At 67.4% G+C, this 13,148-nt stretch carries 14 protein-coding genes; all 14 read right to left on the bottom strand.

What is annotated here, in order from left to right; all coding sequences use genetic code 11:
* Window positions 1-19: 19 nt before the first annotated feature.
* The 14 genes from F817_RS0108645 to F817_RS0108580 all read right to left on the bottom strand — a co-directional run bounded on the left by F817_RS0108645 (window position 20) and on the right by F817_RS0108580 (window position 12,864).
* Window positions 20-415: a VOC family protein gene (locus F817_RS0108645; RefSeq protein WP_024327272.1), complete on the bottom strand. Its 396-nt coding sequence runs from the start codon at window positions 413-415 to the stop codon at window positions 20-22.
* Window positions 412-912: a 2-C-methyl-D-erythritol 2,4-cyclodiphosphate synthase gene (gene ispF / locus F817_RS0108640; protein WP_024327271.1), complete on the bottom strand. Its 501-nt coding sequence runs from the start codon at window positions 910-912 to the stop codon at window positions 412-414. The genes F817_RS0108645 and ispF overlap by 4 nt, the downstream gene beginning before the upstream one ends.
* A complete protein-coding gene (ispD, locus tag F817_RS0108635; RefSeq protein WP_024327270.1) occupies window positions 909-1,655 on the bottom strand; it encodes a 2-C-methyl-D-erythritol 4-phosphate cytidylyltransferase in 747 nt (248 codons plus the stop codon). The genes ispF and ispD overlap by 4 nt, the downstream gene beginning before the upstream one ends.
* Window positions 1,648-2,055, bottom strand: a complete 408-nt coding sequence (ftsB, locus tag F817_RS0108630; RefSeq protein ID WP_024327269.1) for a cell division protein FtsB — start codon at window positions 2,053-2,055, stop codon at window positions 1,648-1,650. The genes ispD and ftsB overlap by 8 nt, the downstream gene beginning before the upstream one ends.
* A 190-nt stretch (window positions 2,056-2,245) precedes the next feature.
* Window positions 2,246-3,523 (bottom strand): phosphopyruvate hydratase, encoded by a 1,278-nt coding sequence (gene eno / locus F817_RS0108625; RefSeq protein WP_024327268.1) that lies wholly within the window; start codon window positions 3,521-3,523, stop codon window positions 2,246-2,248.
* A gap of 67 nt (window positions 3,524-3,590) precedes the next feature.
* Window positions 3,591-4,433 (bottom strand): 3-deoxy-8-phosphooctulonate synthase, encoded by an 843-nt coding sequence (kdsA, locus tag F817_RS0108620; RefSeq protein WP_024327267.1) that lies wholly within the window; start codon window positions 4,431-4,433, stop codon window positions 3,591-3,593.
* A 65-nt stretch (window positions 4,434-4,498) separates the two neighbouring features.
* Window positions 4,499-6,166, bottom strand: coding sequence for a CTP synthase (locus F817_RS0108615; RefSeq protein ID WP_024327266.1), 1,668 nt, complete (start codon window positions 6,164-6,166; stop codon window positions 4,499-4,501).
* Window positions 6,167-6,271: 105 nt separating this feature from the next.
* On the bottom strand, window positions 6,272-7,948 hold the full coding sequence (locus tag F817_RS0108610; protein WP_024327265.1) for a PP2C family protein-serine/threonine phosphatase: 1,677 nt from the start codon (window positions 7,946-7,948) through the stop codon (window positions 6,272-6,274).
* Complete coding sequence (locus F817_RS0108605) at window positions 7,948-8,754, bottom strand: GGDEF domain-containing protein (RefSeq protein ID WP_024327264.1); 807 nt, start codon at window positions 8,752-8,754, stop codon at window positions 7,948-7,950. The genes F817_RS0108610 and F817_RS0108605 overlap by 1 nt, the downstream gene beginning before the upstream one ends.
* Window positions 8,755-8,813: 59 nt before the next feature.
* Window positions 8,814-9,206, bottom strand: coding sequence for a DUF1987 domain-containing protein (locus tag F817_RS0108600; RefSeq protein ID WP_024327263.1), 393 nt, complete (start codon window positions 9,204-9,206; stop codon window positions 8,814-8,816).
* Window positions 9,206-9,796 (bottom strand): SiaB family protein kinase, encoded by a 591-nt coding sequence (locus F817_RS0108595; RefSeq protein WP_024327262.1) that lies wholly within the window; start codon window positions 9,794-9,796, stop codon window positions 9,206-9,208. The genes F817_RS0108600 and F817_RS0108595 overlap by 1 nt, the downstream gene beginning before the upstream one ends.
* Window positions 9,789-10,514 (bottom strand): ABC transporter substrate-binding protein, encoded by a 726-nt coding sequence (locus tag F817_RS0108590; RefSeq protein WP_024327261.1) that lies wholly within the window; start codon window positions 10,512-10,514, stop codon window positions 9,789-9,791. The genes F817_RS0108595 and F817_RS0108590 overlap by 8 nt, the downstream gene beginning before the upstream one ends.
* 99 nt (window positions 10,515-10,613) lie before the next feature.
* Window positions 10,614-11,816 (bottom strand): tRNA lysidine(34) synthetase TilS, encoded by a 1,203-nt coding sequence (gene tilS, locus F817_RS0108585; RefSeq protein WP_024327260.1) that lies wholly within the window; start codon window positions 11,814-11,816, stop codon window positions 10,614-10,616.
* 82 nt (window positions 11,817-11,898) lie between these two features.
* A complete protein-coding gene (locus tag F817_RS0108580) occupies window positions 11,899-12,864 on the bottom strand; it encodes an acetyl-CoA carboxylase carboxyltransferase subunit alpha (protein ID WP_024327259.1) in 966 nt (321 codons plus the stop codon).
* Window positions 12,865-13,148: the final 284 nt, after the last annotated feature.

The raw sequence follows: 13,148 nt of genomic DNA, 5'->3' as shown, positions 1-13,148 counted from the left end.
GGGCCTCCCGTTTCCGGATTCAGGCAGCGGCGTCCTCGATCAGCTCGATGGCATTGCCATCCGGGTCGCGCACGAACGCCGCCGGGCGCCCGGACCGGCTGCGTTCAACCACCACCCCGGCAGCCTCCAGACGCGCGACCAGGGCCTCCAGGCCGAGCACCCGCAGCGCCAGGTGGCGGTCCTGCCCACAGCGCACCGGGCGTTCCACCGGGTCGGGATTCGGTACCTCCAGCAGATGCAGGGCCTGACCGCCGCCCAGCGCGTACCACAGACCGGGAAAACCGAGCTCGGGCCGTTGCAGCCGCTCCAGCCCCAGCTGCCCCTCGTAGAAGGCCGCGGCCACCACGGTATCGGCCACCACCAGGCTGGCGTGATGCAGCCCCTGGATGCCGGGCTTGGCCTCCCCGGACGTCATACCCGCATCATCCCCGAAGAAGGCTCGAGCAACACAATCGCCTGCGCCGCCACGCCCTCCTTGCGCCCGGTAAAGCCCAGGTGCTCGGTGGTCGTGGCCTTCACGCTGACCGCCCCGACATCAAGCCCGGTATCCGCCGCGACATGCTCGCGCATGCCGCGCACATGCGGAGCCAGCTTCGGTGCCTGCGCGATCACGGTCGAGTCGATATTGACCGGGCGCCACCCGGCCGCGGCCACGCGCTGGATGGTCTCGCGCAGGAGGGCGCGGCTGTCCGCACCGCGAAACGCCGGGTCGGTATCCGGAAAGTGCTGGCCGATATCCCCCAGCGCCGCGCCGCCCAGCAGGGCATCGCAGACCGCGTGGATCAACACGTCGCCATCCGAGTGCGCGACGAATCCGCGCTCGAACGGGATCCGCACCCCGCCGAGCACAAGGTGATCGCCGTCCCCGAAGGCATGGACATCGAACCCCTGACCAATGCGAAACCCGCTCATGCGCTGAACCGCCCTTCCAGCCGCCCTTGCTGCATCAGGTAGAGGCGCGCCAGCTCGAGATCCTCGGCACGGGTGATCTTGATGTTCATCGCGGAGCCCTCGATCAGTCGCGGGGCTTGCCCCAGAAACTCGATGGCACTGGCCTCGTCGGTCACCGGATGCGCTGCCTCGCGGGCCCGCGCATTGGCCTCGCGCAGCACACCCAGCCGGAACATCTGCGGCGTCAGGGCCCGCCAGACGCGTGCCCGGTCCAGGGTCCGCTCGACGTGCCCGGTCCCGTCGCTCCACTTGATGGTGTCGGTGCTGGGGCTTGCCAGCAGCCCGCCCACCGGATCGTCGCGCAGCTCGCGCAGCAACCGGTCGAGGTCCGCCACCGGAAGACAGGGACGAGCCGCGTCATGGACCAGGACCCAGTCATCCTCGTGCGCCCGCTCGGCGAGAAACTCCAGCCCGTTCTGCACCGAGTCCGCGCGCTCCGCGCCGCCGGCCGCGCGGAACAGCCGCCCCCCGGCCAGCGGCAGATCCAGGGCATCCGGATCGACATCCGGGCCCATGACCAGCACCACGCCGCGGATCCGCGGATGTTCGAGGAAGACGGAAAGGGTATGCGACAGGATCGTGCGCGACCCCAGCGTGAGGTACTGCTTGGGGCGGTCCGAGCCCATGCGCCGCCCCACACCCGCCGCCGGGATCAATGCCCAGAAGGCCGGCTCCCGCCCGGATCCACTACCAGCGTCAGCCATCAAAGGGATCCTCCGGTGGCAGGGTGTCGGTCGCCGGTTCCGCATCCTCGGGTACGCGCGAATCCGGACCCGGGTCGGTCTCGCCGGCCGATCCTGGCAGCGGCTCGACGTCCAGCGTCGCGGGCTCGTCGTCGCCCACCACGAAGAAGAAGATCTCGTCCTCGCGGATCATGCCCAGGTCGCGGCGGGCACGCTCCTCGACCGCGGCCGTACCCCCGCGCAGGTCGCGAACCTCGGCCTCCAGGGCCTGGTTGCGCTGCTCCAGCTCGGCATTCGCGGCCTGCTGGCGCTCTACCTGCTCGCGCAGGTCGCGCACGTCGCGCCAGCTCCCCTCGCCCAGCCACAGGGGCCATTGCAGCGCCAGCAGCACCAGCGCCAGACCGATCAGCAGGCCGCGCATCAGCCGAACTCCGAATGCAGGGACAGAAAAAGCCCTCGCCCGTGCGCCGCGACAAACGCGGGAGCGACAGGACGAGGGCTTTTGCGAGTGGCCAGCATGCCCGGCATTCTACGAGCCCCGCACGGCCGGGGACAGGAACCGCACCGCAGGCTGCAGACGGCGTGATCGACACGGCGGACCAGCGTCTGGATCAGCGCCCGAAAGTGAACGCCGACATGCCGGGATAGGTGGCCCGCGGCCCCAGGTGCTCCTCGATGCGGATCAGCTGGTTGTACTTGGCCACGCGGTCGGACCGCGACAGAGAACCGGTCTTGATCTGGCCGGCGCGGGTGGCCACCGCCAGATCCGCGATGGTCACGTCTTCCGTCTCGCCGGAACGGTGCGAGATCACCGCCGTGTAGTTGGCCTTGCGCGCCATCTCGATGGCTTCCAGCGTCTCGGTGACCGTGCCGATCTGGTTGAGCTTGATCAGGATGGAGTTCGCGACACCCTTGTCGATGCCTTCCTGCAGGATGCGGGTATTGGTGACGAACAGGTCGTCGCCCACCAGCTGCACGCGCTCGCCCAGGCGCTCGGTCAGGGTCTTCCAGCCGTCCCAGTCATCTTCGGCCATCCCGTCCTCGATGGTCAGGATCGGGTACTGGTCGACCCAGTGGGCGAGATAGTCGGAGAATTCGTCCGCCGAGAAGGCCTTGCCCTCGGAGTCCAGGTGGTAGCGCCCGTCGCGGTAGAACTCGGAGCTCGCACAGTCGAGGCCGATCCAGATGTCCTCGCCCGCCTTGAAGCCGGCATTGTGGATGGCCTCCAGGATCACCTCGATCGCCGCGGAGTTCGACGGCAGGTCCGGGGCAAAACCGCCCTCGTCGCCGACCGCCGTTGCCAGCCCGCGCCTGGAGAGGACCTTCTTCAGCGCGTGAAAGACCTCGGCGCCATAGCGCACGGCCTCGCGCACGGACTCGGCCCCGACCGGCAGGATCATGAACTCCTGCATGTCCACGCTGTTGTCCGCGTGCGCGCCGCCATTGATGATGTTCATCATCGGCACCGGCAGGAGCGTGGCATCCGCGCCACCCAGGGTCTCGAACAGCGGCTGCTCGCGATCCGCCGCCAGGGCGTGCGAGGTGGCCATGGACACGGCCAGCAGGGCGTTGGCGCCCAGGCGCGACTTGTTCTCGGTCCCATCCAGCTCGAGCATGCGGCGGTCGACGGCGGTCTGGTCCAGCTCCATGCCGCGCAGCGCATCGCGGATCTCGCCATTCACGTGGCCCACCGCCTTCAGCACTCCCTTGCCGCCGTAGCGCTTCTCGTCGTCGCGCAGCTCCAGGGCCTCGCGGGCGCCCGTGGAGGCGCCGGACGGCACCGCCGCGCGCCCCATGGCGCCGGAATCCAGGACAACATCGGCCTCGACCGTCGGGTTGCCCCGGGAGTCGATGATCTCGCGGGCGTGAATCTCCGCAATCTGGGACATGCTCTCTCCTTGAAAAATACCCGCCCGGGCGGGACCGCCCGGGACGCTTTATCGAATCAATGGGTCGTTAGCCGAGGCCGTACTCCGCCTCGGCGAACGGCTGCGCCTTGGTCGCGGCGTCCAGCGCCTTCAGCGTCTTCAGCAGCTCGGCCATCTTTGGCAGTGGCCACGCGTTGGGGCCATCGGACAGGGCCTTCTCCGGGTCCGGGTGGGTCTCCATGAACAGTCCGGAGACACCGGCCGCCACCGCGGATCGCGCGAGTACCGGCACGAACTCGCGTTGCCCACCGGAACAGGCACCCTGTCCGCCCGGCTGCTGGACCGAGTGGGTCGCATCGAACACCACGGGGCAGCCGGTCTGGCGCATCTGGGCCAGGCCGCGCATGTCGGAGATCAGAGTGTTGTAGCCGAACGAAACCCCGCGCTCGCAGACCATGATCTGGTCATTGCCCGCCTCGCGCGCCTTGTCGACCACGTTGCCCATGTCCCAGGGTGCGAGGAACTGGCCCTTCTTGATGTTCACCGGGCGGCCCTGGCGCGCAACATTCTGAATGAAGTTGGTCTGGCGGCAGAGGAAGGCCGGCGTCTGCAGAACATCCACCACACTGGCGACCTCGTCCAGCGCCGTATCCTCGTGCACGTCGGTGAGGACCGGCACGCCGATCTCCGACTTCACCCTGTCCAGGATGCGCAGGCCCTCGGCCATGCCCAGGCCCCGGAAACTCCGGGTCGACGAGCGGTTGGCCTTGTCGAACGACGACTTGTAGATGAAGGGGATGCCCAGGTCGTCGGCCATCGCCTTCAGCGCGCCAGCCGTCTCCAGGGCCATCGCCTCGGATTCGATGACACAGGGGCCTGCTATCAGAAAAAAGGGCCGGTCAAGGCCGACTTCAAAACCGCAAAGCTGCATGCTCTGTCCTGTCCGCCAGCCGCCACCCTCCGGGCGCGGCTGCTAAAGAATCGTGTATCGGCGCCCTATTCCGTCAGCGCCGTGGTGGTTTCCGGCTCGCGCGCGTCCTGGTAGACCCGGGCGGCACGCACGAAACCGGTAAACAACGGGTGCCCATCCCGCGGGGTGGAGGTGAACTCCGGATGGAACTGGCAGCCAACAAACCACGGGTGCTCCGCCAGTTCCACGGCCTCCACCAGCTCACCGGACTCCGACACCCCGGAGATCCGCAATCCGGCGGCCTCCAGCCGTTCGCGGTAGGCATTGTTGAATTCGAATCGATGGCGATGGCGTTCTTCCACCGTCTCGCGGCCATAGGCCTCGGCAATGCGCGAGCCCGGCGTCAGGCGCGCGTTCTGGGCGCCCAGGCGCATGGTGCCGCCCAGGTCGCTGTCGGCGTCACGTCGCTCGATGCGGCCTTCCTGGTCCTGCCACTCGGTAATGAGCGCGATCACCGGGTGCGGCGTATCGGGGACAAACTCGGTGCTGTGTGCCCCTTCCAGGCCCGCAATATCCCGCGCGAACTCGATTACGGCCACCTGCATGCCCAGGCAGATCCCCAGATAGGGCACATTGTGCTTGCGGGCGTAGCGCACGGCGGCGATCTTGCCTTCCACGCCGCGCTCGCCGAAGCCGCCGGGAACCAGGATGGCATCCAGCCCCTCGAGTTCGCGGGCGGCCTCGTCCTCCGCTCCCTCCAGCTTCTCCGAATCGAGGTAGCGGATGCGGACCCGGGTCCCGACCTGCACGCCGGCGTGGGTCAGGGCCTCGTTCACGGACTTGTAGGACTCGGTCAGGTCGACGTACTTGCCGATCATGCCCACGGTCACCTCGGACTCCGGGAATTCCATGGCATTGACCACGTGCTTCCAGTCCGAGAGATCCGCCTGCGGCGCCTCGATATGCAGCTTCCGCAGCACGATCTCGTCGAGCTTCTGCGAATGCAGCCAGAGCGGAATCTTGTAGATGTTGTCGACGTCGACCGCGGATATGACGGCCTTCTCCTCGACGTTGGTGAACAACGCGATCTTGCGGCGCTCGCTGTCGGGTACCGCCTGGGTCGAGCGGCACAGCAGGATATCCGGCTGGATGCCGATGGAGCGCAGTTCCTTGACCGAGTGCTGGGTCGGCTTGGTCTTGATCTCGCCGGCGGCCTCGATAAACGGCACCAGGGTCAGGTGCATGAACAGGGCGTTCTCGTGCCCCAGTTCCACCCCCATCTGACGGATCGCCTCGAGAAACGGCAGGGATTCGATGTCCCCGACGGTACCGCCGATCTCGATCAGGGCGATGTCGGCATCGCCGGCCCCCTCGTGGATCGAGCGCTTGATCTCGTCGGTGATATGCGGGATCACCTGCACGGTGCCGCCCAGGTAGTCGCCCCGGCGCTCCTTGCGGATCACGTTCTCGTAGATCTGCCCGGTGGTGAAGTTGTTGCGCCGGGAGGTCTGGATGCGCACGAAGCGCTCGTAATGGCCCAGATCGAGATCCGTCTCCGCGCCGTCCGCGGTGACGAAGACCTCGCCATGCTGGAACGGACTCATGGTGCCGGGATCCACGTTGATGTACGGGTCCAGCTTGAGCAGCGTGACCTTGAGCCCGCGGGCCTCGAGGATCGCTCCCAGCGAGGCGGATGCAATACCTTTGCCCAGAGACGAGACCACGCCTCCGGTAATGAAAACAAAACGCGTCATGCGGGAAACCTGGCTGGGAGCTGACAAGCGCCCCACCCCGGCTCGCAACGGCAATCCGGGGTGGGCCGAAAACGCCTGAAAGAGTACCAGAGCGCCCGCCCCCGCTCAATCGGAAGGCGCGGGCAACTCCTCGTTTCCGGCCGCCGGTGACAGCGGCCGGAATGCCACCAGCGTCATGTCGTCGCGGCGCGGTTCGCCGTCGCGGTAGTCCTCCAGCACCCGCACCACCGCGTCGATCTTGGCGGACAGGTCGCGCCCGCTCTTCTCGGCCAGGACCTGGCGCAGGCGCCGACGTCCGAACAGGCGCGGCGGCTCCCCGCCCACGTGATCGTGCGCCCCGTCGGTGATCAGGAAGAATTCGACACCCGGCTCCACCGGCACCTCGTGGTCCACCGGCTGGGCGGGTTCCAGACTGCGGTAGCCGAGTCCCCCGCGCACGCCGCGAATCTCCTCCACCGCGCCTCCCCGGTCGATCATCAGCGGCAGCCCGACGCCGGAGAAGGACAGCACACGGTCCTCCGGGCGGTAGACGCAGACCGCCGCCTCCAGGCCGTCGTCCGAATCGGAATCGTGGCCATCCTGGCGCAGGCGCGAACGGACCAGCCGGTCCATCTCGCGCAGGATGGCAGAGGGCTCCATCAGGCGATGTTCGTGGAGGATACGGTCCAGCGCCGAGGCCACCACCAGGGTGATGAAGGCACCCGGCACGCCATGCCCGGTGCAGTCCGCGACCACCAGGATGCTGTGACCGTCGATGGCCTCGACCCAGAAATAATCGCCCCCCACCAGGTGCAGGGGCTCCCAGTAGATCTGCACCTCGTCCATGTGCCCATCGAGGGCGTGCTTGTCCGGCAGCATCGCGGTCTGGATGCGCCGCGCATAGCGGATACTCTCCACCACAAGGCGATTGCTGCGTTCCAGCTCCCGGTTGGCCTCGTCGACCTTGGCCAGGGCCCGTTCCGTCTCGGCCTTCTCGTCTTCCAGCTGCCGAGTGCGTTCCTCGACCCGGCGTTCCAGGTCCGCGTTCAGGGCCTTGAGCTCCCCGCGGGCGCCATCGCGGGCATCCAGACCGGCCTGAAAGGCACGCAGCAGGCGATCCAGGGAACGCCCCAGCGCGCCCAGCTCGTCGTTTTCGTGATGCCCCAGGCGTGGCATGGGCCACTGGGCGGGCTGATCGGGGTCGGTATCCGCCACCGCACGCGAGATCTTGAGCATGGGCCGCAACATCAGCACATAGAACAGCACCACGACCACCAGCGACACGATGACTGCCTGCGTGACGCTGGTCAGGACCCCGGTCTTGAGCCGGTTGACGAAGGCCATCCCCAGCACGCCGGGGTCGAGTTCAATGCGCAGCCGCCCCACGCCCTGGACGTTGCCACGGGTGTCCGGATAGCGCAGTTCGCGCTCGTGTTCCCGCAGGTCGCCGAACAGCCATCGCGACCATTCCCCGACCTGCGACTCCACCTCCCGCTGGTCCTCGGCCAGGGTGTTGCCGAAATCGTCCAGGATCTCGACCCGCCGGATCTCGTCGAACACCAGCAATCCCTGGACCAGTGAATCGGCCTGATCGGCGCTCAACTGGAACGCGGCCTCCGCGGCCGGCGGCTCGACCAGGCGTTGCAGGCGATCGATCTGGGACTGGGTCTCCGCCCGGAAGGCATTCCAGTCGGAGGCGATCACATAGGCGCTACTGAGGAGACTGAGGGCAAGCGCCGCCAGAAGCGTGGCGACGGCCAGCTTGGCAACGAGACTTCGATTGCGCCGCCGGGCCTCCGGCATCATCCGTGATCGCCGTGCGTTTGCACGATGACACGGTTGCGCCCTTCGTTCTTGGCGCGATAGAGCAGATCGTCCGCCCGCGCGACCAGTTCCCCGGCATCCGGCCAGGGGCTGGTGGTCACCACCAGGCCGATCGAGACCGCCAGCGAGAGCGGCTCGCCCTTCCAGTGGAGCGAGGCATTCTCCACCGCGCGGCGGATACGTTCGGCCAGATCCACTGCCGCTTCGAGCTCCAGGTCCGCCGCCACCACGAGGAATTCCTCGCCGCCCATCCGTCCGGCGTACTGCTCGGCGCTCAGCTCGCCGCGCAGGATCTCGGCAAAGCTTTCCAGCGCGAAATCGCCGGCGGCATGGCCGTGGGTGTCGTTCAGGGCCTTGAAGTCGTCCAGGTCGAGCATCATCACGGCGAGCGAGCGCGCCTCCTCGCCGACACTCTCGGCCATCCCCTCCACGCAGTCGATCACCCGCCGGCGCGAGAACAGGCCGGTCAGCGCGTCTTCCAGGGCCAGGCGCTCCAGTTCCGCGGTCAGGCGCTCACGCTCGTGGACCTCGTTGGAGAGGGCGTTGTTGAGCTGGGCGAGGTGCTCGGCCTGCTCGCGCAGCTGGCGGTTGGCTTCCTGAAGATCGGCCTGCATGCGATCGCTCATGCGCATCATGCGCCGCTGCGCGCGGTAGCTCTCGGAGTAGGCCTTGGCCAGCACCTTCACGCCATCCGCCACGGCATCCAGCGCCTCGAGCATCTGTTCGGAGCGCTGCATGATCGCCTTTTCCTGCTCGAACAGGGAGAAGTCCGCGAGTCCGTCCACGTCCTGCCCGTCGCGGGGCCGGTTCGAGGGATCCGTGGGGTCGTCGCGAGAGGGGGCGGTCATGTCAGCGGACACATGCGGTAGTCGGCGTGTTCGAAGTCCTCGGAGAAATCCTCGCCGAACTCCTCCATGGTCTCGTCATCCTCGTGGTAGCACCAGTTGATCCGGACCTTCAGCCCGGCCTCGGCCCCGTCTTCCAGGATCTGGAACATGTTCATCAGGGCCTTCGCGGTCGACGAGTTGAAGTAGATCATTTCCACCGTGAATTCCACCTCGTCGCTGGCCCGATCCTCGATCGCCTGCCGCAGTCCCTGGGTCAGTGGGCCATAAAAGTTGGCCGCATCCTCGGGGTAGGACTCGCCCGACAGCCGGTATTTCCCGGCGGAGAAATCGAACTCCACCGCAGGGGTCCGGTCGGTTGCCTCGTGCTCAATGGTTTCGACGACTGCCATCAGATGTAGGCCTTCAGGACAAAGTAGGAATGGGCGTCGGAAATGTGCTGGAAGTCGAACTGGATGGGCTCGCTCGCCCTCCGTGCGATCTCGATGAGGCCGATGCTGCCACCCTTGCTGCCCTCGTCCGGCGGCTCGCGCAGCTTTTCCTTGTAGAAGCGGCGCAGTTCGTCGCTGTCCATCCCCGCCAGCTCGCGCAGCCGCGCGGCCAGCGTGTCGGCATCCTTGCGCCCGATCACGTTGCCGCAGATCACGAAGAACTGGCCATTCTCCGATCCGACCGTGATCATCCCCGAGCTCAGTTCGACGGGTGGCTCGGCATCGTGCTCGATACGCTCGGCCGAATAGCGAATGATGTTCTGCACCTGTTCCACGAAGACCGAAAACACCCGGTTCACAGTCTTCGTGTCGGTCGATTCGAGCCGGATCTTCTGGCGCAGCGCGTCCCCCAGGGCCTTCAGGATGCCCTCGGAGATATACCCGGTGAACGAAAAGATAATGCCGCGCCGGGTCATGTTGCGCTGGAAACCCAGCACTTCTTCGGCGATCAGGGCTGACGCGTCGGCCCGGGCCTCGGCTGTCTCACTCATTCCGCTCTCCATTGCGGTTCAGGACCGCCTCTACAATCGCCGCATAGCGCCCGTCGGCCCGCATGGCATCCAGCTCTTCCTGCATGCGCTCCAGGGGCGCCCGCTCGGTTTCCGGATGGCAGGCCAGCGACATCACTGTATCGTTGAACGCGAAAAGGGATTGCAGTTCCCCGATGCCCTCCTGCCGGGCATACCAGGGCGCCAGGTGTTCCCCGCTCACCCAGACGTCAATGCGATTGGCGGCAAGCTTGCGGGCGTTCAGGCGGTCATTCGGGGCGGTATCGACGGGAATCCCCTGCCGTTCGACATACAGCGCCACGGCATCGTCGCGATACCCCCCAACCCGGTACTTGCCGAGTTCCTCGAGGGAGGACGCCTCTATATCGGCCCCCTCCAGGACGAACGCGTGCCACTGGTTCTCGACCAGCGGTCCCACCCAGGTGAACAGGTCCTCGCGTTCCGCGGTGCGCGTGGTGGAGAAGACGCAGGTGCCGGGCTCCGACTGGGCCTCGGCATAGGCGCGACTCCAGGGCAGCAGACGGATCTCCGCGTCCACCCCGGCGGCTTCCAGCAGGCGGTCCATGACCCGGACGGAGATCCCGTCCAGCTCGCCGGATTCGGTCTCGAAATTGAATGGCGGGTAGCTTTCGGTGGTGAGCGTCAGGGAGTCCGCGCTCAGGGGTGCCGCGAGCAGCATCCCGGCCGCCAGCAATGCCATGCCCGTACGTCGTCCGCACTGTGCCGCGAGACCTGTCACGTGCCGCTCACCCAAGACCCATGGAGACGGCCCAAGAATTGTCCGATTCGGGCGGTCCCGTCAACTGCCGGCATTATCCAACTTCGGCCACAGGACCGCCACAATCGCGCCATCCGCCTGACGCAACAAGGGAATCCGGTGGCGTTCCCAGGGCGCGATCCCGCGTTCCTGCATCAGTTTCTTGAGGGGCCGGCGCCCGGCCGGCGTCGCGACGCGCTCACCCCCACGGCGATAGCTAACGGTCAGGTGGGCGTTCGGGTCGACGCCCAGCTCCCCCAGCCTCTCTCGGTCCAGTCGGCGTCCGTCCGCCAGGACCAGCTCCGGCTGGTCCGCCGGCCAGGCCTGATCCGGCGGTATCTCGATGTCCGTCTCCTGCCGCTTCGCCCCGGCATGCAACTGGTCCCGATAGCACCGCATCCAGCCATCGGCCCACTCCACCTGCGGCGCGGCCCCCGGGTTGCCCGCCGCCACCTGGCGCAGGAATTCGCCCAGCCGCTCGTGCCCGGGCGGCCGGAGGTCCTGTTCCCGCAACCAGTGCCGCACCAGCCCGCGGGCCGTCGCGGGATCCAGGGACCGCAGGGTGCCAAGATCCAGGGCACCGGATACCGGGCCCTGCGCCTGTTGCATTTGACCGGCGAAGTACGTCCGCAGTTGGTCGGCTGCCTCGCGCTGCCAGCCGGCGGCGCGCGCCAGCCCACCCACGCCACCAAAGCGCTCGCGCAGCAACGGAAGCACGGACTGGCGCAGGAAGTTGCGATCAAACCGGGTATCACGGTTGCTGGGGTCGTCGTACCAGGCAAGGCCCTCGCGCTCCGCGTAGTCAGCCAGCGTCGCCCGTGGCAGGCCCAGCAACGGCCGTCCCAGCCAGGTGGCCTCCTCTCGCCGCAGGGGCCGCATGGCCTGCAGCCCCTCGGGTCCGCTGCCGCGCAGGGCGGCCAGCAGGAAGGTCTCGGCCTGGTCGTCGGCGTGCTGGCCGCTGAGGATCAGATCGGCCGCCCCCAGGCCCTCGCGCAGCCGCGCATAGCGAGCCTCGCGCGCCGCCGCCTCGAGCCCGTTCGCCTGGGGGACGAGCGGCTCGAGCTCGCGCACCTGCAACGAACAGCCGATGCCCTGCGCCGTCCGTCGGCAGTGCGCGGCCTGCTGTGCGGCATCCGGGCGCAGGCGGTGGTCGACGTGCATGGCTTCAAGGCCGGGGATGCCCAGGCGCGCGGCCGCATGCAGAAGGACCGTGGAATCGAGCCCGCCACTGAAGGCGATGCGCACGCGCTGGTAACCGGGGTGGATCTGAAGAAACGCCCGCAGCGCCGCAACCACGGGATCGGACGCGGCCGCGCCCGCGTCCGGATCAGGAAGTGGCTTCCTGGAAGGCACCGTAGTCCATCAGGCGGCGGTAGCGCCGCTCGAGCCGCTTGCCCGGATCCAGGCCCTCGAGCCCGTCCAGGGTCTCCAGAAGCGCCGCACGCAGGCTCGTGGACATCGCCTCGGGGTCACGATGGGCACCCCCCAGCGGTTCCGGCACGATGCGGTCCACCAGCCCCAGTTCGTTCAGACGCTCCGAGGTGATTCCCAGCGCCTCGGCGGCCTCCGAGGCCTTCTCGGCGCTCTTCCAGAGGATGGAGGCGCAGCCTTCCGGCGAGATCACCGAGTAGGTCGAATACTGCAGCATCAAGGTGGCATCACCGACCCCGATGGCCAGCGCCCCACCAGAGCCGCCCTCGCCGATCACCGTGGCGATGATCGGCGTGTCCAGGCGCGCCATCACCCGCAGGTTGCGCGCGATGGCCTCGCTCTGGCCACGCTCCTCGGCCCCTACACCGGGATACGCCCCCGGGGTGTCGATGAAGGTCAGCACGGGCATGCGGAAGCGCTCGGCCATTTCCATCAGGCGCAGGGCCTTGCGATAGCCCTCCGGTCGCGGCATGCCGAAGTTGCGGTAGACCTTGTCGCGTGTCTGGCGCCCTTTCTGATGCCCGATGAGCATCACCGGCCGGCCGTCGAGACGGGCCACGCCTCCGACGATTGCCGGGTCGTCGCCATAGGCCCGATCCCCGTGCAATTCCTCGAACTCGTCGAACAGGTCGGGGATGTAGTCGAGTGTGTAGGGACGCCGGGGATGCCGCGACATCTGGGCGACCTGCCAGGGGGTGAGCTTGGCAAAGATGCTCTCGGTCAATGAGCGGCACTTGTCTTCCAGGCGCTGGATCTCTTCCTGGATGTTGACCTCGGCGTCGTCGCCGACATAGCGCAGATCGCGGATCTTCGCTTCCAGTTCGGCGATGGGCTGTTCGAAGTCGAGAAAGTCCGGATTCATGCAGAGTCCCGAAGGCTTGTTGGTGGAGGCCGGCCAGGGAAACACTGATCCATGTGCACGTTCGCGCTCGAGTCGCTCTTGCCCGCGGGCTGCCTTGCGGCCGACCCCCGGCTTTCAATGACTTGCGGGGGTTGGTGTCCCGTGCTCTCGATCCTGCGTTGCCGCACTTGCCGGTAGAACCACTACCGGCGGCGCACCGCGCCTTGTCTCGGAACATAGGGCACACCAACGCGAACGTGCACATGGATCAGTGTTTCCCAAGAGACGCGAATTGTAACCAATCG

Origin of the sequence: Thioalkalivibrio sp. AKL19 (assembly GCF_000420165.1) — a bacterium.
Classification (GTDB): Bacteria; Pseudomonadota; Gammaproteobacteria; order Ectothiorhodospirales; family Ectothiorhodospiraceae; genus Thioalkalivibrio.
Note: the sequence above shows the minus strand (reverse complement) of the source record. Positions and strands in the feature narration are given on the sequence as shown.

Coding starts and splice junctions, on each gene's coding strand:
- F817_RS0108645 (WP_024327272.1), bottom strand. CDS start 415: ATGACGTCCGGGGAGGCCAAGCCCGGCATCCAGGGGCTGCATCACGCC.
- ispF (WP_024327271.1), bottom strand. CDS start 912: ATGAGCGGGTTTCGCATTGGTCAGGGGTTCGATGTCCATGCCTTCGGG.
- ispD (WP_024327270.1), bottom strand. CDS start 1,655: ATGGCTGACGCTGGTAGTGGATCCGGGCGGGAGCCGGCCTTCTGGGCA.
- ftsB (WP_024327269.1), bottom strand. CDS start 2,055: ATGCGCGGCCTGCTGATCGGTCTGGCGCTGGTGCTGCTGGCGCTGCAA.
- eno (WP_024327268.1), bottom strand. CDS start 3,523: ATGTCCCAGATTGCGGAGATTCACGCCCGCGAGATCATCGACTCCCGG.
- kdsA (WP_024327267.1), bottom strand. CDS start 4,433: ATGCAGCTTTGCGGTTTTGAAGTCGGCCTTGACCGGCCCTTTTTTCTG.
- F817_RS0108615 (WP_024327266.1), bottom strand. CDS start 6,166: ATGACGCGTTTTGTTTTCATTACCGGAGGCGTGGTCTCGTCTCTGGGC.
- F817_RS0108610 (WP_024327265.1), bottom strand. CDS start 7,948: ATGCCGGAGGCCCGGCGGCGCAATCGAAGTCTCGTTGCCAAGCTGGCC.
- F817_RS0108600 (WP_024327263.1), bottom strand. CDS start 9,206: ATGGCAGTCGTCGAAACCATTGAGCACGAGGCAACCGACCGGACCCCT.
- F817_RS0108595 (WP_024327262.1), bottom strand. CDS start 9,796: ATGAGTGAGACAGCCGAGGCCCGGGCCGACGCGTCAGCCCTGATCGCC.
- F817_RS0108590 (WP_024327261.1), bottom strand. CDS start 10,514: ATGGCATTGCTGGCGGCCGGGATGCTGCTCGCGGCACCCCTGAGCGCG.
- F817_RS0108580 (WP_024327259.1), bottom strand. CDS start 12,864: ATGAATCCGGACTTTCTCGACTTCGAACAGCCCATCGCCGAACTGGAA.